The organism is Serratia bockelmannii (genome assembly GCF_008011855.1).
GTDB lineage: Bacteria > Pseudomonadota > Gammaproteobacteria > Enterobacterales > Enterobacteriaceae > Serratia > Serratia bockelmannii.
This window is the reverse complement of record NZ_VOUX01000031.1, coordinates 213,973-240,074: the sequence shown is the minus strand read 5'-3', so window position 1 is coordinate 240,074 and position 26,102 is coordinate 213,973. Positions and strand designations below refer to the sequence as shown.

The 26,102-nt window shown below is 59.1% G+C and carries 26 protein-coding genes and 1 other RNA gene; 12 read left to right on the top strand and 15 right to left on the bottom strand.

From position 1 onward, the window contains the following. Positions 1–29: 29 nt before the first annotated feature. The 4 genes from sdeX (at position 30) to ykgO (ending at position 4,975) form a co-directional block, all read left to right on the top strand. The gene (gene sdeX, locus FOT55_RS15555) at positions 30–1,217 is read left to right on the top strand and encodes a multidrug efflux RND transporter periplasmic adaptor subunit SdeX (protein ID WP_025301784.1); all 1,188 of its coding nucleotides are present in this window, start codon (positions 30–32) and stop codon (positions 1,215–1,217) included. 17 nt (positions 1,218–1,234) lie between these two features. Next, positions 1,235–4,381 (top strand): multidrug efflux RND transporter permease subunit SdeY, encoded by a 3,147-nt coding sequence (gene sdeY, locus FOT55_RS15550; RefSeq protein WP_147823682.1) that lies wholly within the window; start codon positions 1,235–1,237, stop codon positions 4,379–4,381. Between the two features lie 186 nt (positions 4,382–4,567). Further along, on the top strand, positions 4,568–4,822 hold the full coding sequence (locus FOT55_RS15545; protein ID WP_004940303.1) for a type B 50S ribosomal protein L31: 255 nt from the start codon (positions 4,568–4,570) through the stop codon (positions 4,820–4,822). Between the two features lie 12 nt (positions 4,823–4,834). Continuing rightward, the gene (gene ykgO, locus FOT55_RS15540; RefSeq protein ID WP_004940304.1) at positions 4,835–4,975 is read left to right on the top strand and encodes a type B 50S ribosomal protein L36; all 141 of its coding nucleotides are present in this window, start codon (positions 4,835–4,837) and stop codon (positions 4,973–4,975) included. 108 nt (positions 4,976–5,083) lie between these two features. Here ykgO and FOT55_RS15535 read toward each other — a convergent pair whose 3' ends face one another. From FOT55_RS15535 to FOT55_RS15525, 3 genes are read right to left on the bottom strand one after another with little or no spacing between them, the layout of a single operon-like run. Then, positions 5,084–5,962 (bottom strand): metal ABC transporter substrate-binding protein, encoded by an 879-nt coding sequence (locus FOT55_RS15535; RefSeq protein ID WP_147823681.1) that lies wholly within the window; start codon positions 5,960–5,962, stop codon positions 5,084–5,086. A gap of 25 nt (positions 5,963–5,987) precedes the next feature. Continuing rightward, positions 5,988–6,845 (bottom strand): metal ABC transporter permease, encoded by an 858-nt coding sequence (locus FOT55_RS15530; protein ID WP_043135664.1) that lies wholly within the window; start codon positions 6,843–6,845, stop codon positions 5,988–5,990. Further along, positions 6,842–7,555 carry a metal ABC transporter ATP-binding protein gene (locus FOT55_RS15525; RefSeq protein WP_043135662.1) on the bottom strand — a complete coding sequence of 238 codons (714 nt, stop codon included), beginning with the start codon at positions 7,553–7,555 and terminating at the stop codon, positions 6,842–6,844. The genes FOT55_RS15530 and FOT55_RS15525 overlap by 4 nt, the downstream gene beginning before the upstream one ends. Before the next feature lie 408 nt (positions 7,556–7,963). Here FOT55_RS15525 and FOT55_RS15520 point away from each other — a divergent pair, with 408 nt between their 5' ends. The 3 genes from FOT55_RS15520 (at position 7,964) to FOT55_RS15510 (ending at position 9,098) form a co-directional block, all read left to right on the top strand. Beyond that, a complete protein-coding gene (locus FOT55_RS15520; protein ID WP_025301779.1) occupies positions 7,964–8,317 on the top strand; it encodes a hypothetical protein in 354 nt (117 codons plus the stop codon). A 158-nt stretch (positions 8,318–8,475) separates the two neighbouring features. Beyond that, positions 8,476–8,844: an Hha toxicity modulator TomB gene (gene tomB, locus FOT55_RS15515; RefSeq protein ID WP_004940312.1), complete on the top strand. Its 369-nt coding sequence runs from the start codon at positions 8,476–8,478 to the stop codon at positions 8,842–8,844. A 50-nt stretch (positions 8,845–8,894) separates the two neighbouring features. Beyond that, positions 8,895–9,098 (top strand): HHA domain-containing protein, encoded by a 204-nt coding sequence (locus FOT55_RS15510; protein ID WP_004940313.1) that lies wholly within the window; start codon positions 8,895–8,897, stop codon positions 9,096–9,098. 330 nt (positions 9,099–9,428) lie between these two features. On the opposite strand, the gene ffs is transcribed toward FOT55_RS15510, so the two are convergent. Continuing rightward, positions 9,429–9,525, bottom strand: an RNA gene (gene ffs, locus FOT55_RS15505) — signal recognition particle sRNA small type. Between the two features lie 156 nt (positions 9,526–9,681). On the opposite strand from ffs, the gene FOT55_RS15500 reads away from it, so the two are divergent. Then, on the top strand, positions 9,682–9,996 hold the full coding sequence (locus FOT55_RS15500) for an MGMT family protein (RefSeq protein ID WP_025301778.1): 315 nt from the start codon (positions 9,682–9,684) through the stop codon (positions 9,994–9,996). Positions 9,997–10,060: 64 nt separating this feature from the next. On the opposite strand, the gene FOT55_RS15495 is transcribed toward FOT55_RS15500, so the two are convergent. Continuing rightward, positions 10,061–10,552: a YbaY family lipoprotein gene (locus tag FOT55_RS15495; RefSeq protein ID WP_025301777.1), complete on the bottom strand. Its 492-nt coding sequence runs from the start codon at positions 10,550–10,552 to the stop codon at positions 10,061–10,063. A 231-nt stretch (positions 10,553–10,783) separates the two neighbouring features. Between FOT55_RS15495 and tesB the strand changes: the two genes are divergently transcribed. Further along, positions 10,784–11,647: an acyl-CoA thioesterase II gene (tesB, locus tag FOT55_RS15490; RefSeq protein WP_016928847.1), complete on the top strand. Its 864-nt coding sequence runs from the start codon at positions 10,784–10,786 to the stop codon at positions 11,645–11,647. A gap of 90 nt (positions 11,648–11,737) precedes the next feature. Here the strand turns inward: tesB and amtB are convergent, their stop codons facing one another. The 5 genes from amtB to FOT55_RS15465 all read right to left on the bottom strand — a co-directional run bounded on the left by amtB (position 11,738) and on the right by FOT55_RS15465 (position 17,781). Further along, positions 11,738–13,024, bottom strand: a complete 1,287-nt coding sequence (amtB, locus tag FOT55_RS15485) for an ammonium transporter AmtB (protein ID WP_147823680.1) — start codon at positions 13,022–13,024, stop codon at positions 11,738–11,740. A 36-nt stretch (positions 13,025–13,060) separates the two neighbouring features. Further along, positions 13,061–13,399, bottom strand: coding sequence for a P-II family nitrogen regulator (glnK, locus tag FOT55_RS15480; protein WP_004940327.1), 339 nt, complete (start codon positions 13,397–13,399; stop codon positions 13,061–13,063). Positions 13,400–13,680: 281 nt separating this feature from the next. Next, positions 13,681–15,459 (bottom strand): multidrug efflux ABC transporter permease/ATP-binding subunit SmdB, encoded by a 1,779-nt coding sequence (gene smdB / locus FOT55_RS15475; protein ID WP_025301775.1) that lies wholly within the window; start codon positions 15,457–15,459, stop codon positions 13,681–13,683. Further along, complete coding sequence (smdA, locus tag FOT55_RS15470) at positions 15,452–17,227, bottom strand: multidrug efflux ABC transporter permease/ATP-binding subunit SmdA (protein WP_060432557.1); 1,776 nt, start codon at positions 17,225–17,227, stop codon at positions 15,452–15,454. The genes smdB and smdA overlap by 8 nt, the downstream gene beginning before the upstream one ends. Positions 17,228–17,319: 92 nt before the next feature. Beyond that, entirely contained in the window at positions 17,320–17,781 is a 462-nt protein-coding gene (locus FOT55_RS15465; RefSeq protein ID WP_004940330.1) for an Lrp/AsnC family transcriptional regulator, read from the bottom strand. Between the two features lie 122 nt (positions 17,782–17,903). Between FOT55_RS15465 and FOT55_RS15460 the strand changes: the two genes are divergently transcribed. Next, the gene (locus FOT55_RS15460) at positions 17,904–18,944 is read left to right on the top strand and encodes a PLP-dependent cysteine synthase family protein (protein ID WP_025301773.1); all 1,041 of its coding nucleotides are present in this window, start codon (positions 17,904–17,906) and stop codon (positions 18,942–18,944) included. A gap of 60 nt (positions 18,945–19,004) precedes the next feature. Here FOT55_RS15460 and cof read toward each other — a convergent pair whose 3' ends face one another. After that, a complete protein-coding gene (gene cof / locus FOT55_RS15455) occupies positions 19,005–19,829 on the bottom strand; it encodes an HMP-PP phosphatase (RefSeq protein WP_025301772.1) in 825 nt (274 codons plus the stop codon). 103 nt (positions 19,830–19,932) lie between these two features. On the opposite strand from cof, the gene FOT55_RS15450 reads away from it, so the two are divergent. After that, complete coding sequence (locus FOT55_RS15450) at positions 19,933–21,648, top strand: SgrR family transcriptional regulator (protein WP_147823679.1); 1,716 nt, start codon at positions 19,933–19,935, stop codon at positions 21,646–21,648. Between the two features lie 115 nt (positions 21,649–21,763). Continuing rightward, entirely contained in the window at positions 21,764–22,462 is a 699-nt protein-coding gene (queC, locus tag FOT55_RS15445) for a 7-cyano-7-deazaguanine synthase QueC (protein WP_049296013.1), read from the top strand. A gap of 35 nt (positions 22,463–22,497) precedes the next feature. Here queC and FOT55_RS15440 read toward each other — a convergent pair whose 3' ends face one another. From FOT55_RS15440 to hupB, 4 genes are all read right to left on the bottom strand, one after another. Further along, complete coding sequence (locus tag FOT55_RS15440; RefSeq protein WP_025301769.1) at positions 22,498–22,911, bottom strand: acyl-CoA thioesterase; 414 nt, start codon at positions 22,909–22,911, stop codon at positions 22,498–22,500. 154 nt (positions 22,912–23,065) lie between these two features. Beyond that, positions 23,066–23,446, bottom strand: a complete 381-nt coding sequence (locus tag FOT55_RS15435; protein ID WP_043135650.1) for a ComEA family DNA-binding protein — start codon at positions 23,444–23,446, stop codon at positions 23,066–23,068. Between the two features lie 138 nt (positions 23,447–23,584). Further along, the gene (gene ppiD / locus FOT55_RS15430) at positions 23,585–25,468 is read right to left on the bottom strand and encodes a peptidylprolyl isomerase (RefSeq protein WP_147823678.1); all 1,884 of its coding nucleotides are present in this window, start codon (positions 25,466–25,468) and stop codon (positions 23,585–23,587) included. 178 nt (positions 25,469–25,646) lie between these two features. Further along, entirely contained in the window at positions 25,647–25,919 is a 273-nt protein-coding gene (hupB, locus tag FOT55_RS15425; protein ID WP_004940351.1) for a nucleoid-associated protein HU-beta, read from the bottom strand. Positions 25,920–26,102 lie beyond the last annotated feature (183 nt).

Below are 26,102 nucleotides of genomic sequence, written 5' to 3'. Positions count from 1 at the left end.
TTTTGAAATCGGACACTTGAGGTTTTTCTATGAACAAAAACAGAGGGTTAACGCCTCTGGCGGCCGTTCTGATGCTTTCAGGCAGCTTAGTGCTAACAGGATGTAACGATAAAGAAACCCAACAGCAAGGCGCCCAACAACAGGCGCCTGAAGTGGGCGTAGTCACCTTGAAGGCTGAGCCTCTCAACATTACTACCGATCTTCCTGGCCGCACCGCTGCGTATCGTATCGCCGAAGTTCGCCCTCAGGTCAGCGGCATCATCCTGAAGCGCAACTTCGTTGAAGGCAGCGATATCAAGGCCGGGACGTCTCTGTACCAAATCGATCCCGCCACCTATCAAGCCAGCTACGACAGCGCGAAAGGCGATTTGGCCAAAGCACAGGCCAGCGCTTCCATCGCACGCGTGACGGTAAACCGCTACAAGCCATTGCTGGGCACGAGCTACATCAGTAAACAGGACTACGACAACGCCGTCTCCACGCTGCAGCAGGCGGACGCCGCCGTCGTGGCCGCCAAGGCCGCCGTGGAAACCGCGCGCATCAACCTGGCGTACACCAAGGTGACCTCTCCGATCTCCGGCCGCATCGGCAAGTCCGCCGTGACCGAAGGCGCACTGGTCAGCAACGGCCAGGCAACCGCACTGTCTACCGTGCAGCAGCTGGATCCGATGTATGTCGACGTCACCCAGTCAAGCACTGATTTCCTGCGCCTGAAGCAAGAGCTGGCCAGCGGCGCGCTGAAGCAGGAAAACGGCAAGGCCAAGGTGAAACTGATGCTGGAAAACGGCACCGAATACGCGCAGGAAGGCACGCTGGAGTTCTCTGACGTCACCGTCGATGAAACCACTGGCTCCATCACCATTCGCGCCCTGTTCCCTAACCCGAACGATACGCTGTTGCCGGGCATGTTCGTACGCGCCCGTCTGGACGAAGGCGTGCGCAGCGATGCGCTGCTGGTGCCTCAGCAAGGCGTTACCCGCAACCCGCGCGGCGACGCGACGGCGTTGGTGGTAGGGGCAGACGACAAAGTTGAGCTGCGCACGCTGAAGGCCGACCAGGCGATCGGCGACAAATGGCTGGTGACCGATGGCCTGAAATCCGGCGATCGCGTGATCGTCTCCGGCCTGATGAAAGTGCATCCGGGCGCGCAGGTAAAAGTGCAGGAAGTTGACACTCAGGCGCAAAAACAGCCGCAGTCTGAAGCGCAGAAGTCATAAAAAGGAGCCTGTAATACATGGCTAAGTTCTTTATAGATCGCCCGATTTTCGCCTGGGTAATCGCCATCATCGTCATGTTGGCGGGGGTGCTTGCAATAATGAAACTGCCAATCGCGCAGTATCCCACTATTGCACCGCCGGCGGTGAGTATTTCCGCCAACTACCCGGGCGCAGATGCCAAAACGGTGCAGGATACCGTCACGCAGATTATCGAACAGAACATGAACGGTATCGATAACCTGATGTACATGTCCTCCACCAGTGATTCCTCTGGTAGCGTCACCATTACCCTGACGTTTGATTCCGGCACCGATCCTGACATCGCGCAGGTTCAGGTTCAGAACAAACTGTCGTTGGCCACCCCGTTGCTGCCGCAAGAAGTTCAGCAACAGGGCCTGAAAGTAGAAAAATCCAGCAGCAGCTTCCTGATGGTGGCCGGCTTCGTTTCCGACGATCCGAACATGACTCAGGACGATATTGCGGACTACGTGGCGTCCAACATCAAGGACCCGATCAGCCGTTCGTCCGGCGTGGGTGAAGTGCAGCTGTTCGGTGCCCAGTACGCGATGCGTATCTGGCTGGATCCGAACAAGCTGAACAACTTCCAGCTGACGACCACGGACGTGACCTCCGCCATCACCGAGCAGAACAACCAGATCGCCGCAGGCCAGCTGGGCGGCCTGCCGCCGGTGCCGGGGCAGCAGTTGAACGCCTCGATCATCGCGCAGACCCGTCTGACTTCGCCGGAAGAGTTCGGCAAGATCCTGCTGAAAGTGAATACCGACGGTTCTCAGGTACGCCTGCGCGACGTCGCTCATATCGAGCGCGGCGCGGAAAGCTATGCCGTTACCGCTCGCTACAACGGCAAGCCTGCCGCCGGCCTGGGTATCAAACTGGCGACCGGCGCCAACGCCTTGAACACCGCCAAAGGTGTGAAAGACGAGTTGGCCAAGATGGCGCCCTTCTTCCCGCAAGGGATGAAAGTGGTTTATCCGTACGACACCACCCCGTTCGTTAAAATCTCCATCAACGAAGTGGTGAAAACGCTGATCGAAGCCATCATCCTGGTATTCCTGGTGATGTATCTGTTCCTGCAGAACTTCCGCGCGACGCTGATCCCAACCATCGCGGTGCCGGTAGTACTGCTGGGGACCTTTGCGATCCTCGCGGCGTTTGGCTTCTCGATAAACACCCTGACGATGTTCGGCATGGTGTTGGCGATCGGCCTGCTGGTGGATGACGCCATCGTGGTGGTGGAAAACGTCGAGCGCGTTATGTCCGAAGAGGGGCTGCCGCCGAAAGAAGCTACCCGTAAATCGATGGGCCAGATCCAGGGCGCGCTGGTGGGTATCGCCATGGTGCTGTCGGCGGTATTCGTGCCGATGGCGTTCTTCGGCGGTTCAACCGGCGCTATCTATCGCCAGTTCTCGATCACCATCGTGTCCGCGATGGCGCTGTCGGTGCTGGTGGCCTTGATCCTGACGCCGGCGCTGTGCGCCACCCTACTCAAACCGATCCCGAAAGGCGATCACGGGGTTAAAACAGGCTTCTTCGGCTGGTTTAACCGCATGTTTGAGAAGAGCACGCATCACTATACCGACAGCGTGGGCAACATCCTGCGCAGCACCGGTCGCTACCTGATCATCTACCTGCTGATCGTGGTTGGCATGGGCCTGCTGTTCCTGCGCCTGCCTTCCTCGTTCCTGCCGGACGAAGATCAGGGCATCCTGTTGACCATGGTGCAGTTGCCTGCCGGTGCCACCGAGTCCCGTACCAACAAAGTGCTGGAAGAAGTCTCCGACTACTTCCTGAACAAGGAAAAGGACAACGTGGTTTCGGTGTTTACCGTCGCGGGCTTCGGCTTCAACGGTAACGGCCAGAACAACGGCCTGGCATTCGTCAGCCTGAAGGACTGGGGTGAACGTCCAGGGGCCGGGAACAAGGTCGAGGCGATCGCGGGCCGTGCCATGGGCGCGTTCTCGCAGATTAAAGAAGGCCTGGTGTTCCCGTTCAACCTGCCGGCGATTATCGAACTCGGTACCGCAACCGGCTTCGACTTCGAGCTGATTGACCAGGGCGGCCTGGGGCACGAAAAACTGACCGAAGCGCGTAACCAACTGTTGGGCATGGTTGCTCAGCATCCGGACGTGCTGGTGGGCGTGCGCCCGAACGGCCTGGAAGATACGCCGCAGTTCAAACTGATCGTCGATCAGGAGAAAGCCAAGGCGCTGGGCGTCAGCATCACCACCATCAACAGCACGCTGAGCACCGCCCTGGGTGGTTCGTACGTCAACGACTTCATCGACCGCGGTCGTGTGAAGAAGGTGTACGTGCAGGCCGAGGCGCCGTTCCGTATGCTGCCGGAAGACATCAACAAATGGTACGTGCGCGGCACGAGCGGCCAGATGGTGCCATTCTCCGCCTTCTCTTCGGCGAAATGGGAATACGGCTCACCGCGCTTGGAACGCTATAACGGCTTGCCGTCGATGGAAATTCTGGGCCAGGCCGCACCGGGCAAGAGTACCGGTGAAGCGATGAACCTGATGGAACAGCTGGCATCCAAACTGCCAAGCGGCATCGGTTACGACTGGACCGGTATGTCCTATCAGGAACGTCTGTCGGGCAACCAGGCGCCGGCGCTGTACGCCATCTCGATTCTGGTGGTGTTCCTGTGTCTGGCAGCGCTGTATGAAAGCTGGTCCGTGCCGTTCTCGGTCATGCTGGTATTGCCGCTGGGGGTTATCGGTGCGTTGCTGGCCGCGACGATGCGCGGCATGAACAACGACGTGTACTTCCAGGTAGGGCTGCTGACCACCATCGGTCTATCGGCGAAGAACGCCATCCTGATCGTTGAGTTCGCCAAGGATCTGATGGAGAAAGAAGGCAAAGGTCTGATCGAAGCGACGTTGGAAGCGGTGCGTATGCGTTTGCGTCCAATCCTCATGACATCTCTGGCCTTCATCCTCGGGGTTCTGCCGCTGGTTATCAGCAGCGGCGCAGGCTCCGGCGCACAGAACGCGGTAGGTACCGGCGTAATGGGCGGGATGATCACCGCCACCGTCTTGGCGATCTTCTTCGTGCCGGTGTTCTTCGTGGTGGTTCGCCGCCGCTTCAGCAAGAAGAACGAAGACCTGGAACACAGCCATCCGGTAGAACACCACTGATCGCTCAGTGAAGGGATCTCTACCCGATAACCGAAAAGGCCGCGCATGCGGCCTTTTTCTTTTGCTTCAGTTGCTTAATGCAAACCGTTCTCATTAATTCACTTTTGTGTGCAATTTGCGCTTGATCGCGATGCTAGGTCGGCGCATAATTATTGTTATAGTATAACATTACACGAGAGAGCCATTATGAAACCCGGCATCCACCCCGATTACCGCACCGTGGTGTTCCACGACGTCAGCGCCAATGCCTACTTCAAAGTGGGATCGACCATCAAAACCGATCGCACCATCGAACTGGACGGCGAAAGCTGGCCGTATGTCACCCTTGACGTCTCTTCTGCTTCGCATCCGTATTACACCGGCAAGCAGAAAGACTATTCCAAAGAAGGCAGCACGGCGCGCTTCCAGCAGCGCTTTGGCCGCTTTATCGGCAATAAGTAACAAGGAAATCCCATGCAGGTATTGAGTTCATTGCGTTCGGCGAAAAACCGCCACCCGGATTGCAAAGTCGTGCGTCGTCGTGGCCGCATCTATGTGATCTGTAAAAGCAATCCGCGATTCAAAGCGGTACAGGGACGTAAGAAAAAGCGTTAACTCCAAAGTGTCATCTGTCGCAAAGCCCCGTTGCTGCTCAACGGGGCTTTTTTTTTACGGCGAGAAAGTACCTGCAAGCCGTCCCCCGCCGGCAGGCGGGGGCGGAGATTACTTCATGCTGCTCAGCAGCGCGTCGACATTGTGCTTGAACGCCTGCTCATAGGTGGCCGCCGGGCCGCCCGCGCGGGAGAGCGCTTCAGGGTACAGCTCGCCGCCCGCCTTGGCGCCGGTGGCGGCGGCGATCTGTTTCACCAACCGCGGATCGGTCTGATTTTCGATAAAGTAAGCGTTGACCTTTTCCTGTTTGATTTGCTTGATCAGATTGGCCACGTCGCTGGCGCTGGCTTCGGCCTCGGTGGAAAACCCGACCGGGGCAAGGAAGGCGACGCCATACTCTTGCCCAAAGTAGCCAAACGCATCATGGCTGGTCAGCACCTTACGTTTCTGTGGTGGCACTGCGGCGAACTGGGTTTTGGCCCACTGGTCCAGCTTTTGCAGCTGCTGAATGTATCCGGCTCCGCGCTGGCGAAAATAGTTGGCATCCTCGGGATCGGCGGCAATCAGGGCGTTCATCACGTTAGTGGCGTACTGTACGCCGTTTTTCATGCTGTTCCAGGCGTGAGGATCGGTAATCGGTTTGCCGTCCTCTTCCATCTGGCGGGTACTGATCCCCTGTGAAGCGGTGATCACCTGCCCTTTATAACCCGAAGCGCTGACCAAGCGATCGATCCACCCTTCCAGCCCCAGACCGCTGACGAACACCACATCAGCCTGAGCCAGCTTCTTGCCGTCCTGCGGCGAAGGCTCGAAGCTGTGCGGATCGCCATCCGGCCCCACCAGCGTGCTGACCTTGACGTGATCGCCGCCCACCTCTTTGACGATATCACCCAGAATGGAAAAGCTGGCGACGGCGTCGACGGTCTTCGCCATCGCCCATGGGCTGGCCAGCAGAGCAGCAACCGCCAGCGATATAGGTAAACGTTTCATACTTTCTCCTTGCAAATGGCACTTCTCAACGGCGCGCGAAGGCGCAAATGCCTCCGCGCGTTCCAAACAGGATCGAGACGAAAAAGATGACGCTGGCGCTGAGCACGATCGCCGGGCCGGCAGGCAACGACGCGTAATAGGACCACACCAGCCCAATCACGCTGGACAGCGCGCCGATGCCCATCGCCGTCGCCAGCGTCTGCGGCAGATTGCGCGCCCAGAAGCGCGCGCTGGCGGCGGGCAGCATCATCAGCCCCACCGACATCAGGGTGCCGAGGATCTGGAATCCTGCCACCAGATTGACCACAACCAGCGCCAGAAATAGGCCGTGGATCAGCGCCAACCGGCGCGGGGCGTTGACGCGCAGAAAAGTGACGTCGAAGGATTCGATCACTAACGCGCGGTACAGCGCCGCCAATGCCAGCAGCGAAACCGAGGCGATCGCACCGACCATCAGCATGGCCTGCGCATCCACCGCCAAAATCGAACCGAACAGCACGTGCAGCAGATCCACGCTGGAACCGCGCAGCGAGACCAGCGTGACCCCCAGCGCCAGTGACCCCAGATAGAACCCGGCGAAGCTGGCATCTTCTTTTAACGGCGTGCGGCGGCTCACCAGGCCGGACAGCATCGCCACCGCCAACCCGGCGATAAAACCGCCCACCCCCATCGCCACCAGCGACATGCCGGAGATCAGATAACCGATCGCCGCGCCCGGCAACACCGCGTGGGACAATGCGTCCCCGACCAGGCTCATGCGGCGCAGCAGCAGAAACACGCCCAGCGGGGCGGCGCTGAGCGACAACGCCAGACAGGCCATGAGCGCGCGGCGCATAAAACCGAAAGAGAGGAAAGGATCGATAAGCCCATGCAACAACATCATGGCGCCACCGCCCGCAGATCCGGCTGCCGTTCGGCGGCGTGATACCTCGGCACCTGTTCCAGCACCCGCTTGGCCGCGCCCCAGTGGCAAGCCTGCGGCGTCAGCAACAGTACCTGTGAAAAATGCTCGGCGACCATCGACATATCGTGCAGCACGGCGATCACCGTTTTCCCCTGCCGGTGCAGTTGCGCAATCACCTGCAGCAAAATTTGCGTGGTGGCGCTGTCGATACCGGTGAAAGGTTCATCCAGCAAAATCAGCGGCGCCTGTTGGACCAGCAGGCGCGCAAACAACACCCTCTGCAGCTGGCCGCCGGACAGTTCACCCACCGGAGTGTGCGCCAGCGCGCTCATGCCAACGCTCGCCAACGCCTCATTGACCTGGCTCGCCGCACGCTTGTTCATGCCGCCGAACATGCCACTTTGCGGCCAACAGCCCATCGCCACCAGATCGCTTACCGCAATCGGGAATTGCCGATCCAGCTCAGCCTGTTGCGGTAGATAAGCTCTGCGCGGCGGCTTTCCGCCGATAAAACTCAGGCTGCCGCCCAGCGGCGGCAACAATCCGGCGAAGGTTTTCAGCAGCGTCGACTTACCTGCCCCGTTGACGCCCACCACCGCGGTGAGCGATCCGGCGGTAAACTGCCCGCTCAGCGGCGGGAAAAGCGGCGTGGCGCCATAGCCTATCGCCAGCTGACGCAAGGTAATCATGGCAGCGACACCGCCCAGAAGATGCCGAGCCACAGCAGGGCCAGCAGCATAACGGCACCTGCGCAACGCGCGGCAGCAGAGGTGGTGAACAACGAATTCAGTGACGGCGTGGCGTCATGTTGCGAAGTGGGAGTCAATGTCGTAGCCAAAAATGATGGGTTTATAGTTATAATATAACATCACATACACTGTCGTATCTCAAGCTATGGCGCGACAATAATGCAACGGAACGTAACAATCTCTCGCGCAGCGGCACTTTCCCCCCAAGCCTCCTTATCAAATCCAGGGATATTCCCATTCGGTTGAAATGTTGGCGTAAGGTAAAGAACAGCGGTAAATCGAAAAATTTACCGACGAGGGAGGAAAAGGAGTAAGATAAGCAGATAACATTGCTGTTGGCCGAGATTAATGCTTGTTACCCTTGCCTGTAACCTGGATGTCAACGCACTTTCTGTTAACAAATTAAAGAAAGTGATTAATGACAATATAGCGGAGTTAGTGCCGGCGCTGACCAGCGGACTCAGTTTTTATTCTGAAAGCGCACGCTATGCCGAAGATTCATTAGAAATACTTGATATAGTGCAACAGGGTGGTAGCGATTATTCAATGAGTTATCGTTATAAGTGGGGCATTTTTAATGCCTGCCTGGATATCAACAGCGAAGACACTCTCAGCGATAGCGTCCGGTTCCGTGTGACAGAACGGGGTTTAATCTTCGACATCATTGATAACTCACGTCCATCAACAGCGGATGAATTGTAAGTTTACGTAATAACTACAGGCCAAACGCGAAAAAATGATTTATATTCACTTTACGGGAAGTTTATTTAAAGACCGTTAAGCTGCCTCCGTCCATGATGTAAATCAGCTTACTCACATAGTGTTATCACACCGCAATTAAGACTTACGGAGGGGATGATATGGATGAGTATTCGCCTAAGCGACACGACATTGCTCAGCTCAAATTCTTGTGCGAAAATTTGTATGATGAAGGTATCGCTACCCTGGGAGACAGTCATCATGGGTGGGTCAACGATCCGACGTCCTCCGTCAACCTGCAGCTTAATGAGTTGATCGAACATATCGCTTCGTTTGTGATGAGCTATAAAATTAAATACATGGACGAATCTGACCTGTCGGAGTTAGTCGAAGAATATCTCGATGATACCTATACGCTGTTCAGCAGTTACGGTATCAATGATTCCGACCTGCGCCGCTGGCAAAAAACCAAGGCGAGATTATTCAGAATGTTCTCAGGAGAGGACATCTGTACGACAATGAAAACTTAAGGGATAATTATTCCCGAGCTATTTTTACGGTTATTAAACTAAAGGCTACCATGACTAAAACCGACTATCTGATGCGTTTACGTAAATGCACCACGATTGATACTCTCGAACGTGTTATTGAGAAAAATAAGTACGAGCTTTCCGATGATGAACTGGAGCTGTTTTACTCAGCGGCCGATCACCGTCTGGCAGAGCTCACCATGAACAAACTGTATGACAAAATCCCCACCTCCGTTTGGAAATATGTCAGATAATCAGACCCCCAACGCGTTGAGCCGATGCTTTTATCGGCTTCAATGTTCAAGCTGAATACGTACTTTTCCTATTGACAGTAAAACTTCATTTGCACTCCCCCTTTCAATAATAATATTGCCTGGAAGCAATTTTCTTTTTAAATCGAGACAGGTTACGTCATCGCCCCCTCATTATGCTTGCATCCAGAACCGCTAATTCATTATCCAAAAGAATTGAGGGCGGGAAGAAAAGAAATGCCTTGTCGCTCTGCCTGATGGCAGAAAGGGATAATCGATGAGTAGAAGAGAAACGGCAAAAGTGCGGATTGGCGAAGGCCAAATGGGTGGGGACCCTGCCAGCTACATCCCGGCACACACGTCACCTGCTGCGGCTGCTTCCTTCCGGACCTGACCGAGTTCACAAGTTAGTGTTGCGGGAGAACCAACAGGGCCCCCATTGACGGCTTCTGTACTCTGAAGCGGTGGGCATTATCGGCGATGCCCCGCCAAATAGCAAGCCAACCGGGGCTAACCGCTGTTTTCTTACCCACCTGCACTGTGGCACACTCTTCGCCTGGGTTTTGACTCGCGCAGGAACAGCAATATGCAACCAGAAGACGCCTCTTTCAGCCAGCGGGTATTCCACATCGTGGCCGCCATTCCTTACGGCAAAGTCACCACCTACGGCGAAGTCGCCCGGCTGGCCGGTTCACCGCGCGCCGCGCGCCAGGTTGGCGGCGTGCTGCGGCGTTTGCCGGAAGGCAGCGCGCTGCCCTGGCACCGGGTGATCAACCGGCACGGACAGATCTCGCAGCAGGGGGAGGATTTTCAACGGCAACGGCAGGCACTGCTGGCGGAGGGGATTATTTTCGGCCCGCACAGCACGGTCGATTTCGAGCGCTACGGCTGGCGCTGGTAAAACAAAACAGCCTTTGGCCGAAGCGCAAAGGCTGTTGATTTCATCTTGCTGTACCGCAGGAAATTTACTGCATGGCGGTTGGCGCAGCCTGAATCGGCACACCCTGAACCGGAACCAGCAGCAGATCGGCGCGGGTACCGTTGCGGTTAACCACTTCCTGGATAGTGTCGGTAATAAACATCAGTCGCCCGTTGACCGTCACCGCCGCGCTCAGAATGATACGCGCATTCGGTTGGATGTCTGACGGATTGTACGGTAGCGTAAAGTTGAATGGCGCCTGTTGCCCTTCAGTACGTATCGCGCGCTGTGCAATCACTTTGGACGGGGCATCCGCCAGCGAGGCGTCAGAGAGGGTGACCGTCAGTACGGCGTCCGGCGGCAGCGCAATACGCTGACGTATATTAACCGAACCTGTCACCGCCGGGCCTTGAATCTGCGTTTGCGCAGCCGCCGGATTACCGGCCGCCTGTGTAGGCACATCAGCACTCTTTTGCGCGCATCCTGCCAGCGTGATCGTCAGTGCCGCGGCACCGCCTACGATTTGCCAGAGTTTCATGGATCGGTCTCCTTTTTTATTATCAACATGTTGGTGGCTTTCACCACCGCACTTATTAAACCTAGCACAAAACACTGATAAATCCACTTTACCCCGCCTATTAATCACTTAAACAGCCCAGGGCGCCCACGATTAAGAGCATTCTCATCGGCCCTGTAATGCAAAATGTTGACGCCACGCCGTGATATTCCGCACACTGCGCAAAATGATTATTAGAAAGGTAACAATTTTATGAGCCAGGCATTGCAAAACCTCCTTGATCTGCTGGATCTGGAGAAAATCGAAGAAGGGCTGTTCCGCGGCCAAAGCGAAGATCTGGGGCTGCGCCAGGTGTTCGGTGGACAGGTTGTCGGCCAGGCGCTCTACGCCGCCAAGCAGACGGTGCCGGACGAGCGCAGCGTGCACTCGTTCCACAGCTACTTCCTGCGCCCGGGCGACAGCAGCAAACCCATCGTTTACGACGTAGAAACCCTGCGCGACGGCAACAGCTTCAGCGCCCGTCGCGTCAGCGCTATTCAGCACGGCAAACCTATTTTCTATATGACCGCCTCTTTCCAAAGCCCGGAAACCGGTTTCGAGCACCAGAACCTGATGCCGGACGTGCCGCCTCCAGAAGGGCTGCTGTCCGAGTCAGAGATCGCCCAGAAGCTGGCGCATATGCTGCCGGAAAAAGTGCGCGAAAAATTTATCGGCCAGAAGCCGATCGAAATGCGCCCGGTGAAATTCCACAATCCGTTGAAAGGCAGCGTGGAAGAGCCGCATCGCTACGTGTGGTTCCGTGCCAACGGCAGCATGCCGGACGATCAGCGCATCCACCAATATCTGCTGGGCTACGCGTCGGACTTTAACTTCCTGCCGACGGCGCTGCAGCCACACGGCGTCGGCTTCCTCGAGCCGGGCATGCAGGTGGCCACCATTGACCACTCAATGTGGTTCCACCGTCCGTTCCGTATGGATGACTGGTTGCTGTACGCGGTGGAGAGCTCCTCCGCCTCCGGCGCACGGGGCTTTGTGCGCGGCCAGATCTACACTCGCGACGGCGTACTGGTCGCCACCACCGTGCAGGAAGGGGTGATTCGCCAGCGCGACGCCTAATCCGCAATATAAAGTAAGGGGCGATGTTTCCATCGCCCCTTTTTGCTTCATCATTATTTTAGTCTTTCGCGCACTGCCCTGCTTCGAGTCTTATTGGTTGTAGGCGCTCTCGCCGTGGCTGTTGACATCCAGCCCTTCGCGCTCCTGCTCTTCCGGTACTCTCAGCCCCACCATCGCGCCCGCAATCTTGAAGGCGATAAAGGCGGCGACGCTTGACCACACCAGCGTAATCACGACGCTCAGCAGCTGGATCCACACCTGATGGCCCATCGTCACGCCTTCGGCATAGCCGGTGCCACCGAGGGAAGAAGCGGTGAACACGCCGGTCAGCAGACAGCCGACGATGCCGCACACCCCGTGCACGCCGAACACGTCGCAGGTGTCGTCCACCTTAAGCCATTTCTTCAACGTCACGACGCCCCACAGGCCGGCGACGCCCCCCACCAGGCCGACGATCAACGCGCCGCCCACGCCCACGGTGCCCGCCGCCGGCGTAACGGCAACCAGCCCGGCGATCATGCCGGAGCAGGCGCCCAGCAGCGAAGGCTTGCCGCGCAGCACCCACTCGGCGAAGGTCCAGGAGAGAATGGCGCCCGCGGTAGCCACCACCGTGTTGAGGAATGCCAGGGCCGCGATGCCGTTGGCCGCGCTGGCGGAACCGGCGTTGAAGCCGAACCAGCCGATATACAGGATGGACGCCCCGGTAAACACCATCGGCAGGTTGTGCGGTTTGAACGCCTCTTTACCGAAGCCGGCGCGTTTGCCGAGCAGATAGGCGCCGATCAGCCCCGCGCTGGCGGCGTTGATGTGTACCACGGTGCCACCGGCGAAGTCCAGCGCGCCGTCGGTGGCCAGATAGCCACCGCCCCACACCATGTGCGCGATCGGCAGGTAAGACAGGGTGAACCACAGGATCGCGAAGATCAGCACCGCCGAGAAGCGAATGCGTTCGGCGAAGCCCCCCACCACCAGCGCCACGGTAATGCAGGCGAAGGAGGCCTGGAAAGCGACGTGGATCATCTGGCTGATGCTGCCAGTGACGCTGTCGATGCCGATGCCTTTCAGCATCGCCGTCTCGAATCCGCCGAACACCGCATTGCCTTCGCTGAACGCCAGGCTGTAGCCATACAGCACCCACAGCACGCAGACCAGCGCGAAGGTGACGGTGACCTGCGTCAGCATCGACAGCACGTTTTTGCCGCGCAGCAGGCCGCCGTAAAACAGCGCGATGCCCGGCAGCGTCATGAACAGCACCAACGCGGTGCAGATCATCATAAAGGCGTTGTCGGCCTTATCGGCGACCGCCGGAGCGGCCAGGGCCAAAGAAGGAACCAGGGTTACCGAACTCAGGCCCAACATGGATAACAGTCTTTTCATTATCAATCCATCCCCATTGCTTAACTGAGTTCGTGGTTACAGTGCCGATTCGTCGGTTTCGCCGGTGCGAATGCGGATCACGCGTTGCAATTCGGCAACGAAAATTTTGCCGTCGCCGATTTTGCCGGTATAGGCGGCTTTGCTAATCACATCAACCACTTCATCCAACTGATCGTCGGCGATAGCGATATCGATTTTGACCTTGGGCAGGAAGTTGACGTTATATTCGGCGCCGCGATACAGCTCGGCATGCCCCTTCTGGCGGCCAAAGCCCTTCACTTCGGTTACGGTCAACCCCTGAATGCCCACGGAGGACAGAGCCTCGCGCACATCCTCCAGCTTGAACGGTTTGATTACCACGGTCACCAGCTTCATATTGCCCCTCCACGAATTAAGCCCAAACTCACCCCTGGTACGCGTCATATGTAGCAAGGGCTGTGCCAAATTTAATTTTGCATGACGATTCAGCGGATTAGCGCACACGCGGGCGCCGCCGCGACGCAGCGCAGCGCCGATACCTTGAATGGGTTAAATAATGCGCACTGATTTGGTGCACATCGCGTCGAAAAAGTGCAGAAAGGGGGCATGGCACAGGCGGGTTGCCTGCTTGTGGTGCGTGGAAAAGAAACAAGGGCCGCGATCGCGGCCCCCTGGGATCAGGCGGGTTGACTCTCCTCGCGCACCGCTTCCGCCAACTGCTCGCCCGCCAGCTGCAGCTGATACATCTGGTAGTAGCGCCCCTGCTGCGCCAGCAGCTGTTGATGGTTGCCCTGCTCCACCGCGTGGCCGCGATGCAGCACCAGAATGGAATCGGCATCGACGATGGTTGAGAGGCGGTGGGCGATCACCACCAGCGTGGTGTGCTCGCGGATCGCACGCAGCGCCCGCTGGATAGCCTGCTCGGTGCCCGAATCGATGTTGGCGGTCGCCTCGTCGAGAATCAGGATCTGCGGCGCCTGCACCAAGACCCGCGCCATCGCCAGCAGCTGTTTCTGCCCGACCGACAGGTTATTGCCCTGCTCCCCCAGGCGGGTGTGGATACCCTGCGGGAAGCCGCGCACCAGACTCGCCAGCTGCACCGTTTCCAGCGCCCGCCAAACGGCGTCTTCCTCGATGTTACGCCCCAACGTGACGTTGGCCAGTACCGAATCGGCGATCACCACCGGATCCTGCTGCACCATCGCTACGCCCTGACGCAGCGTGCGGTGCGACAGGCTGGATATCGGGCGTCCATCGAGACGCACTTCCCCCTCGCTGACCGGGTAATAGCCCATCAGCAAGTTGGCCAAGGTGCTCTTGCCGCTGCCGGTATGTCCGACCAGCGCCACGAAGCCGCGTGAGGGCACCGCCAGCGAAATATGCTGCAGCACCTTTTTGTCCGCACGGTAAGCGAAGCTCAGATCGGTGATGTCGATGCGGCCACCGGCCAGAGGACGATCGTCGGCACCGTAACTCTGCTGGCTGCGATCCATCAGCTCGAAAATGCGTTCGCCGGCCACCACCGCCTGCTGCAGGATCGACTGCTGTGACGTCAGCTCGATCAGCGGTTCATTCAGACGCCCCAGGTAGTTGATGAAGGCGTAGAGGACGCCGACGCCAATCACGCCCTCGCCGCTGAAGCCGAACAGCATCAACAGGCCGCACAGCACCAGCGCCGAAAACAGGCTGAGCAGCGGCCGCAGCAGAAAACCGTCGAGCCGCAGGGTCTGCATGCGCGCAAGATAATGCGACTGGCTGGCGGCGCTCATGCGCTCGCCGAAGCGCACCTGCTGGCGGAACTGCTGAATCACGCCCATGCCGTTGATCACTTCGTTGAAACCGTCGTTGATGTCCGCCAGATAACTGCGCACCCGGCGCACAATCGGCGTGCTGTAGTATTGATAGATGCCCATCACCACGAACACCGCCGGGAAGATGCAGATAGCCACCAGCGCCATGCGCCAGTCGAGGCTGAACATCGCCACCAGCATGGCGCCGATCAGCGCGGCGCTTTTCAGCACCGTGGAGACCACCATCACGTACAGATCCTTGATCACTTCGGTGTCGTTGGTAACGCGCGAGATCAATTGCCCGACCGGTTGTGTGTCAAAGGCGCTGAGCGGTTGGCGCAGCGCGGCGTCCATCACGTCGGTACGCAACCGCTGCACCACGCCCACCGCCGCCTGGTTGAACAACAGCGCCTGGAAGTAGTGCAGCGCCGCCGCCAGCAGCTCCAGCAGAATGTAGGCCGCCGCCAGCCCGCCGACAATCATCAGCGGCAGTTGCCCTTTGGCGACGTAATTATCGATAAAATAGCTGACCAGGATCGGCCCGGCGACTTCCGCCGCCGCCGCTATCCACAGCATCAGCACCGCCAGCCCCAGCGGTTTGCGGTACGGCGAGCCGTAGGCCAGCAGCCGCTTCAGCGTCGGCCACAGCTTTTGCACTTTATTCATCGGCCAACGCCTCCTCGCCGTTTTCCGGCGCTTCGTCCAGCGCCGCTTCCAGCTGCTGATAACGGTACATATCGCGATACCAGCCCGGCTGCGCCGCCAGCGCCGCCGGATCGCCGCGCTGCGCTACACCGCCGTGCTGCATCACCAGGATCTCGCTGGCTTCGGTCAATGCCGACAGCCGGTGCGCGCTGATGATCACCGTGCGATCTTGCCCCCAGCTGCGCAGGTTGTGCAGGATTTGGTGTTCGGTACGGCCGTCCACCGCCGACAGCGCGTCGTCGAGGATCAAGATCTCTGCATCCAGCAGCAGCGCACGCGCAATGGAGATGCGCTGTTTCTGCCCGCCCGACAACATCACGCCGCGTTCGCCCACCTCGGTGTCATAGCCTTGCGGCAACCGCAAAATGTCCTCATGGACGCTGGCCAGCCGCGCTGCCTGTTCGATCTGCGCCTGCGTCGCGCCCGGATGGCCCAGCGCGATGTTGTTCGCCACGGTATCGGAGAACAGGAACGGCGTTTGGCTCACCACCGACAGTCGCGAACGCCAGTCGTCAAGTTTGACCTGCGGCAACGGCAGGCCGTGATAGCGGATCTGCCCTTGGTCGACGTCGAACTGACGCTGGATCAGCGACAACAGCGTCGATTTACCGGCCCCGGTCGGCCCGCACAGCCCCAGCATTTGCCCTGGTTTCAGCGTCACCGCCACATCGTGCAGCGCCGGATGTGGGTTTTCCGGGTAGTGGAACGCGCGGATATCCACGTCCAGCACGCCGCGCCCGGCCGGCAGCGCCTGTGGGCCATCCTGCACCGCCGGCGCCTCATCAAGCAGGCTGCGGATGCGGCTGTAGGCCGCGCTGCCGCGTTCGACGATGTTGAACATCCAGGCCAGTGCCAGCATCGGCCAGATCATCAGGCCGAGATACATCACAAAGCTGGTCAGTTGCCCGAGCGTCAGCGAACCGTTCACCACCATCCAGCTGCCGCCGCCAATGGCCAGCAGGTTAGACGCACCGATGGCGATATAAATGGTCGGATCGAAGCGCGCATCCACCCGCGCCACGTGCATGTTCTTGGCCCCGGTCTGCGCCGCCACCTCGGCGAAGCGGTTGGATTGGTGATCTTCCAGCCCGAAGGCCTTGATCATGCGGATGCTGGTCATGCTTTCCTGCGCCTGATCGTTCAGGCTGGAAAACGCCGCCTGTGCCGATTTAAAGCGCTGGTGCAGCTGATCGCCGTAATATTTGATGGCGATCGCCATCAACGGCATCGGGATCAACGCCAGCACTGTCAGTTGCCAGCTGATTTGGGTGCTCATCACCACCAACACCACCAACCCCATCACCAGCGAATCCACCAGCGTCAGCACGCCTTCACCGGCGGCGAATACCACGCGATCCACATCGTTGGTGGCGCGCGCCATCAGATCGCCAGTGCGGTGACGCAGGTAAAACGCGGGGTTTTGCCGGCTGAGCTGACGGTAAAAGTTTTCGCGCAGCTCGACCGCGAGCTGGTAGGACGCGCCGAACAGCAACACCCGCCACACATAGCGCAGCAGGTAAACGACGATCGCGGTACCGATCATCAACCCGAGCCAGGCCATCAGCACGCCGGTGGACATCTGTTTTTCGGTGACGCCGTCCACGATGATGCCGACCAGCTTAGGCGGCAGCAGTTGCAGGATGGCGATGACGATCAGCAGCACCACCGCCCCGAGGTAGCGGCGCCACTCCCGGCGGAAGTACCAGCCGATTTGAGCAAATAATCTCACGCAGTTTGATTCCAGGGTTTTATGGGATTTGTCTCTTTTTCTGCTTCAGCAGAGCAGGATACCACCGTTGAGCCGCCCGTCCGGTGAACTTTTCACTCCGGCACCGGCAGCGCGGTGGTGTATTTGATTTTTTCCATGGCAAAGCTCGAGGTGACGTCGATGAGGCCCGGTACGCCGTTCACCAGACGCTTATAAAAGCCGTCGTAGCTTTTCATGTCCGCCACTTCGACCTGCATCAGGTAGTCGTACTCTCCCGCCATGCGGTAAAACGCCAGCACCTCGGGCATCTGGCTGGTCAGCTGCACAAAAGCCTGATACCACTCGCTGCTGTGCTGCTGGGTTTTGATCAGCACGAACGCCGTCAGCCCCAGGCCGAGCTTTTCATTATCCAGCAAGGCCACCCGACCGCGGATATAGCCCTCGTCTTCCAGACGCTTCAGGCGTTTCCAGCACGGCGTCGAGGTCAAATTGACCGCATCCGCCAGCGCCTGCAGCGACTGGGTGCAATCTTGCTGCAGCATGCACAGCAGCTTACGGTCTGTTTTATCTAACATAGCGGCCACCAGGAGAAAAATTTTCTCTCATTAGGCGATTAAACAGGAAAAATGGCAATCCTTTTTTCCCGCCGACAGGCTATGCTACGCCATAAATCAGCCCCCTATTCTGAGGCCAAATCATGACAAACTCTTGGGTAAAATATGCTATCGGTGAAATAGAAGCGGATTTTCAACGCTCCGCCGATACGCACCTAATTCGCCTGAACCTGCCGGCGTTTCCCGGCATCTGCCTGTACCTGAAAGATGAGAGCACCCACCCGACCGGCAGCCTGAAACACCGCCTGGCGCGCTCGCTGTTCCTTTATGGCCTGTGCAACGGCTGGATCACCGAGAACACCACCATTATCGAGGCCTCCTCCGGCAGCACCGCGGTGTCCGAAGCCTACTTCGCTCGCCTGATCGGCCTGCCGTTCATCGCGGTGATGCCGTCCTGCACCGCGCGCCGCAAGGTGGAACAGATCGCCTTTTACGGCGGCCGCTGTCACTTCGTCGATCACGCCGCCCAGATCTACGCCGCCTCCGAACAGCTGGCGAAAGAGCTGAACGGCCACTATATGGATCAGTTCACCTACGCCGAGCGCGCCACCGACTGGCGCGGCAACAACAACATCGCCGACAGCATCTTCCGCCAGATGGCGCGCGAACCCTTCCCGGTGCCGAAACACATCGTAATGAGCGCCGGCACCGGCGGCACCTCCGCCACGCTGGGGCGCTACATCCGCTATCAGGGGCACGACACCCGGTTGACGGTGGTCGATCCGGAAAACTCGGTGTTCTATGACTGCTTCCACCACGGCGATCGCACCCTGATCGGCAGCTGCGGCAGCCGTATCGAAGGCATCGGCCGCCCACGCGCCGAGCCGTCGTTCATCCCATCGGTGGTCGACAACATGCTGCGCGTGCCGGATGCTGCCAGCGTCGCCACCATTCACTGGCTGGAAGGCGTGCTGGGCCGCAAGGTTGGCGCCTCTACCGGCACCAACGTTTGGGGTGCGCTGCAGTTGGCGAAGCAGATGCGGGAAAACGGCGAGCAAGGATCGATCGTCACCCTGCTGTGCGACAGCGGCGAGCGTTACCTGGATACCTATTACAATCCGGAATGGGTCAGCAACAACATCGGCGATCTGCAGCCGTATCTGGCGCAGCTGGCGGATTTGTAACGCCAGGCGTTAGGTAAAAAAAAGCCGGGTAGTCATACCCGGCCGGCTGTAAGGAGAACCTCATTCTTCGGGGGAATAGGTGAGGCAAGGTGAACGCAGCCAATGTTGTAAATAGTGGGCCACCGCCTGTTGCTGGCAATGGCCGATAACCGGTAGCTGCGGCAGCAGGGATTTCAGCTGCGGCAGGGCGTTGCCCATCACCACGCCGTGCCCCACCGCCCCCAGCATCTCTTTGTCGTTCATTGCGTCGCCGAACGCCATGCAATCGGCCATCGTCAGCCCCAGATGGCGGCTCAGCCGGTCCAGCGCCGTACCCTTGTTGCAACCGAGCGGCAACACCTCCAGGCAGTCGTAGGCGGAAAAGCACAGATCGGCCTCACCACCCAGCTGTGCCCGCAGCTGCACCTGCAAGGCCAGCAATTCCTCATGCGGTGCGACAAAACACACCTTGCTGTTGCCGAACGCCGGCAGGCGGCGCACGTCGGCCAACTGAAAACGAAAGCCGCTCAGGTGATGCGCCCGCAGCATCTCTTCCGGCACGGGGAATTCGGTCAGCCAACCTTCGTCGCGGAACACATGCATGCTGGCGCAGGTGCGCCAATGATGATGCAGCACCTCTTCGGCGACCGCCGCCGGCAGATCGGTAGCATGCAGCTGTTGGCCGCGGTTGTCATACACCCGCGTGCCATTGCCGGTGATCAGGTAGCCCTGCAGCCCCAGCTGCGCCATGATCGGTTGCGCATCGAGGTAGTGCCGTCCGGTGGCGAACGTCACCACCATCTCCCGTTCCACCAGCTGGTTCAGCACCGCCAGCGTTTCCGGGCCAACCCGGTGATCCGGCATCAACAGCGTGCCGTCCATATCGAAAGCTGCCAGGCGATACATAGAGACCTCTGAATGTGAACGCGATTACAATCACTGCAGTATGGGATGGCATTTGCGGAAGTAATAGTGAACAATTTGAGAAAACTGTTCCGGATTTCTACTCATGCGCCTGGTTCACCGTCTCAGCCAATATCAACGCCTGTACCATCAACTCGGCAGCGCGCCGGTCGCCGTGACCATCGGCGAACTGGCGGCGATGTTCTATTGCAGCGAGCGACACGCCCGCACGCTGGTGCAACAGCTGCAGGATCAAGGCTGGTTGAGCTGGCATTCGCAGCCCGGCCGTGGCAAACGCGCTCGCCTGCACTGCCTGAAAACCCCGGATGAACTGCGCGCGCAGCTACTGCAACAGCTACTGCAACAGGGCAACCATCAGGGGGCGCTGGAGATGGCGCAACTCGATCCGCAGCACCTGCAGGATCTGCTCAGCCCGCACCTCGGCGGGCAATGGCAGGCCGGCAGCCCGACGCTGCGCATTCCCTATTACCGCACGCTGGAAGCGCTCGATCCGCTCACGCTGACCGGCCGCGCCGAACAACATCTGGTGTCGACCCTGCACGCCGGGCTGACGCGCCTGATGACCGGTAACCCGGAACCGCAGCCCGATCTGGCGCACCACTGGCAGATTGACGATCGCGGCCTGCGCTGGCGCTTCTTTCTGCGCAGCCAGCTGCGCTGGCACAACGGTGAACCGCTGACCGGCCACCAGCTGCTGCAAACGCTGGAAAAACTGCAGCGCCACCCGCGTAGCCAACCCAGCTTGGCCAACGTCGCGAACATCAGCCTGCCGCATCCGCTGTGCATTCAGTTTGATCTGCAGTTGCCGGACTATTGGCTGGCCCACCGGCTGGCGGAGCTGCCTTGTCTGATGCCCCATCCGGAGCTGCCGGCCATCGGCGCCGGCCCGTTCAAACTGACGTTGAATGAACCGCAGCTGGTGCGGCTAGAACAGCACGCCGGTTACCATCTGCAGCATCCGTATCTGGACACCATCGAATACTGGATCACCCCCGATCTGCCCACCGCCGGCGCCGACGCCAGCTGCCAGCATCCGGTGCGCATCACCATCGGTCAGCAAGACGATTTGGCGCAGGCCCGGCCGGTACAGCGCAGTATGAGCCTGGGCTGGTGTTATTTGGCGCTGAACCTGCGCCACGGCGTGCTGAGCGAAGCCCAGGGGCAAAAGCTGCTGATGCTGATCCAGCAGTCAGGCCTGCTGAACCATCTGCCGATCCCCAACAGCGTGATCACCCCCAGCCATGAAATGCTGCCCGGCTGGCGCATTCCCAGCCAACAGATTGAAGAAGATGTCCCCCTGCCTGCCCGGCTGACGCTGCTGTATCGGCCGCCGGTCGAGCTGGAAACGGTGACGGTCGCGCTGCAACAGCTGTTGGCGCAGCACGGCTGCGAGCTGGAGGTGCGCTACTACGCCGGCAAGCGCTGGCAAAGCGAGGAACAGATCGCCCAGGCCGACCTGCTGTTGGCGGACAACCTGATCGGCGAAGCGCCTGAGGCGACGCTGGAGAGCTGGCTGCGGCAGGATACGCTGTGGCGCGGCATCCTGACGGAAAGCCGCTGGCAGCAGCAACAGGAGACGCTGCAGCAGATCCAGCAGCTGCAGGCGCAGCAACCGCGCTTCGAGCGGCTGCAGGCCTATTACCAACGGCTGATGGCCGCCGCCATCATCACGCCGCTGTTCCACTACCAGTATCAGATCAGCGCGCCGCCGCGCATGCATGGCGTGACGCTGACCGCGCACGGCTGGTTCGATTTTTGCCAGGCGTGGCTGCCGCCGCCGGTGGACGACGCACCGACCTGAGCCGAACCGCCCTGCGCCTGGCGGCCCTTTCTGCTACTATTGTCGCCGCAACGCAATTTTTATCCTGCCGCCCGAATGTGTATCGGGAATGGCCAAAGTCCAAAAAGGTGATTTTATGAAGCGCGCGGTTGTCGTTTTCAGCGGTGGACAAGACTCCACGACCTGCTTGATCCAGGCATTGCAACAGTATGACGAAGTTCACTGCGTCACGTTCGATTATGGCCAGCGCCATCGCGCCGAGATTGAAGTGGCTCAAGAGCTGTCGGTGGCCCTCGGCGCCAAAGCGCACAAGGTGCTGGACGTAACGCTGCTCAATGAGCTGGCCGTCAGCAGCCTGACGCGCGACAATATTCCGGTTCCCGCCTACGATCCCAACCAGAAAAACGCGCTGCCGAGCACCTTCGTGCCGGGCCGCAATATCCTGTTCCTGACGCTGGCGGCGATCTACGCCTACCAGGTGGAAGCGGAAGCGGTGATCACGGGCGTGTGTGAAACCGACTTCTCCGGCTACCCGGATTGCCGCGACGAGTTCGTTAAAGCACTGAACAAAGCGGTGGTGCTGGGCATCGCTCGCGATATCCGCTTCGAAACGCCGCTGATGTGGCTGAACAAGGCCGAGACCTGGGCGCTGGCGGATTATTACCACCAGTTGGATCGCGTGCGGCAGGATACGCTGACCTGCTACAACGGCATCAAGGGTGACGGCTGTGGTGAATGCGCTGCCTGCAACCTGCGCGCCAATGGCCTGATGCAATACCGGGCCAACCAGGCGGAAGTGATGGCGGCGTTGAAACAGAAGGCCGCTCTGGCCTGAGGCAGTGACGGCGGCAACCTCTGCCGCCCGTGAGTTTACTGCGGGTTTTCCTTCAGCGTGAGCGCCTCCAGGTGCTCGCGCAATTCGCCTTCAATAGGCAGCGCCCGCTGCGTTTTCAGATCGACGCACACGAAAGTCAGCAGCGCGTCGGCCACCGGCGTCCCCGCCGGATCCTGCGTCACTTTTTGGCTCAGCACCCCGCTCTTGCCGTTGAGCTGCACCATCTGGCTGTCGATACGCAGCTTATCCCCCAATACTGCCGGGCTGCGGTAATTGATATTGATGTTCACCACGATGAAAGCGATGTTGTTTTCCGTCATCCAGCGGAACCCGGCCTCGTTTTCCAGCCACTCCCAGCGCGCCTCTTCCAGAAACTCCAGATAGCGGGCGTTGTTAACGTGCTGGTAAACATCAAGGTGATAACCGCGAACTTTGATAAAGGTTTGCATAGGGAACGATCGCTCCTGCCTGGTGATTACAGAAAGAGGGAGCCGCAGAGGCTCCCTCGCCCGTTTGGTCAACTCGCCAAACTGGTAAGACCTGTAAAATGTAGCAGAGGAGTCACGGCCTCAGCGGCATTTTGCCACGCAGCCGCGACCGGGATCACATTTTCAGTCGGGTGCGATTCTTCTCGAACAGCGCCGGCCCGATGCCCGGCACCTCCTGCAACTGCTCAACCTGGGTGAACGGCCCGTTCTGTTCGCGGTAGCGCACGATGCCTTCCGCCTTCTTCAGACCGACGCCGCTCAGGGCGGCAGCCAGCTGTTCGGCGGTGGCCTGATTGATGCTGACCGCCGCCTCTTCGGTTGCCTTGGTCATCACCGATTGCCCGCCATTGCCCGCCGGTGTTGAGAGCATCGGCGCCGGCGCATCGGCTTTATCTACCGCGGCGGCTGGCCCCGCGAGGCATAACAACAGCGCGGTCAGCGCCGCTTTGACGTGATGACGGTAACCTGATAACGCTTTTTTCTCTGTATGTTGCATGCTGTATCCTCCTTGTGTGTGACAGCACGGCTACCTTGCCGCGGCGGCGGATATTCAGCAATCGGCGGATATCAGATGTGGAAAAGGCCGCGAAAGCGGCCTTTGTTTGTTGCACTGCGTTGCAGAAAAATGCGGCGATTACTGCGGCTGTTGCTCAGCGGCGCCCATTTTGATTTTGGCTTCTTTACGCAGGCTCGCCAGCAGCGAATCGAAGGAAACGCCGGTCGCGCCCTCTTCCATCTTGCCGACGAAGGTTTTCATTTCGTCTTCCGGCAGCGTGCCTGGCTTCACCGCATCGAGTGCGATCAGCACCACGTTGTCCTGGCGATCCTGCGACATGCCGTACACCGGTTTGCCGTCCTGCGGGTGCGGCAGCGCGAACACGCTCTCCACCAGCTGGCTGTCTTCCGGCGCGCGCGCCATCTTCTGCACGGCGCCAAAGCTCAGGCCGGCAGCTTTCATCGCCTCGTCGCCCTTGCCCTGCTTCAGCTCAACCAGCAGCTTCTCGCCCTGCAGTTTCGCTTCCTGCACCGCTTTGTTGCGCTTCACCAGCTCGGCCACGCGGTCTTTCACCTGGTCGAACGGTTCGATGCCTTCCGGCTTGTGGCCGCTCACGCGCACCACGAAGGCGCGGTCGCCGTCTACGGTGATAACGTCAGAGTTGCTGCCCGGCGCACCGTTCTCGCCGATCAGCGAGCCGTCGAAGATCGCCTGCACGACCGGCTTGAAGTTCAGCGCGGCAGGAATGTTGTCACGGGTGAACCAGTCGCTTTGCGCCGCTTTCACGCCGGCCGCTTCTTCAGCCGAGGCCAGAGATTCGTTGTCGCTGGTCGCCGCTTCGCTCACCTTCTGCTGCAGCGCGTAATACGCGTCTACCGCTTTCTCCTGCTGCACCTGCTTGGCGATAGCGTCATGCACTTCGCTCAACGGTTTCAGTTTCTCAGGTTCGATGTCGTTCAAACGCACGATCAGGAAGCCGACAGAGGATTTTACCACGCCGGACAGCTGCCCTTTCTCGGTCAGGTTAGCCTGCTTCAGCTCGTCAGCGGTGGTTTCCGGCTCCAGCCAACCCAGCTCACCGCCGGTACGGCGTGAAATGATGTCGGTGGATTTTTCTTTCGCCAGGGTGGCGAAATCGGCGCCCTTCTTCAGCTCGTCCAGCGCCGCGTTGGCTTCCGCCTCGGTTTTCAGCTGGATCACGCTGTAGTTTTTACGCTCCGGCTGGCCATAGCTGCTCTTGTGCTGGTCATAGTAAGCGCTGATGTCCTCTTCGCTCACTTTCACCTTGTCCTGCATGGACGCGGCGTCCAGCGGGATATAGCTCACCTTCACCTGCTCCGGTGCGATGAAGCTGTTCTTGTTCTGATCGTAATACGCCTTCAGTTCGTCGTCGCCGGCGCTCTGTTTCGCCTGCAGCGCTTTCAAATCGATAGTCGCCAGGCGCACGTCGCGCTCCTGCAGCACCAACGCCGCCATGGCTTGCGATTCAGACGGCAGCACGAAGCCGGAATCGCCGAAGGCCTGGATCACCTGCTGATTGACCAATTGCTGGCGCATCGACTGCGCGAAGTTGTCGGCGGTGTAGCCCATGCGGCCGATCAGGTCGAGGTATTTGGCGTTATCAAACTGGCCGTTGGTCTGGAAGTAAGGCGCCTTGCGGATGGCGTCCTTGATCTGATCGTCGCTGACCGCCAGGCCCAGCTTCTTGGCATACTGATCAAGCAGCATGTTGTCGATCAACTGGGACAACACCTGACGGCGCATCTGCTGCATGTAGCCTTCGTTGCCGGCCAGCGCGGAGAACTGGTCACCCAGTTGCTGCTGCATGCGGCTACGCTCGCTTTGGAAAGCCTGTTCCAGCTGAGCGCGTTCGATCGTCTGACCATTTACTTTCGCAGCATAATCGCCGGAGCCGCCGATCAGGTAGTTACCCACCCCGGTCAGAACGAATGACAGGATGATCAGGGCCAGGATGATTTTGAGCACGACGTGATTGGCAGCCGCGCGTAAATTGTCCATCATAGTGTGACAACACTCCGCTGTGATGTGGATTAACAACCCTTGTGCAGGCGCGTTCCCTGCGACAAAAATAAAAAAAGCGCATCAGTCCGATGCGCCTTGTATCTTACCTTACCAGCACCGCTGCGTCAGGTGATTGTTTATTACAAAACCCTGTTACGCTAAACGGTTAGACGCTAAATCAGTTTACAGCGTCTTTCAGCGCTTTCCCTGCACGGAAGGCCGGTACTTTGGCTGCCGCGATTTTGATCTCTTTACCGGTCTGCGGGTTGCGGCCGGTACGAGCCGAACGTTCACGCACGGTGAAGGAACCGAAACCTACCAGAGCCACGTCATCCCCTGCTTTCAGAGAGTCGGTAACGGAAGCGATTACTGCGTCTAAAGCACGTCCCGCTGCCGCTTTGGAAATATCAGCACCTGCGGCAATCTTGTCGATCAGTTGTGACTTATTCACTCTATCATCCCCTCTAGAATTCTATCGTCGCACCGAAAAATCCCTACGGTTGCGACAGCGCAGCTGTTATATCAATCCCATCGAACCTTGGCAAGCCACCGACTGGGTGGCAAAACGCGGGCCGACAGAGATCTAACTTAGCGGTACAAAAAAATACTGGCAAGTCCGAAATGGCTTGCCAGT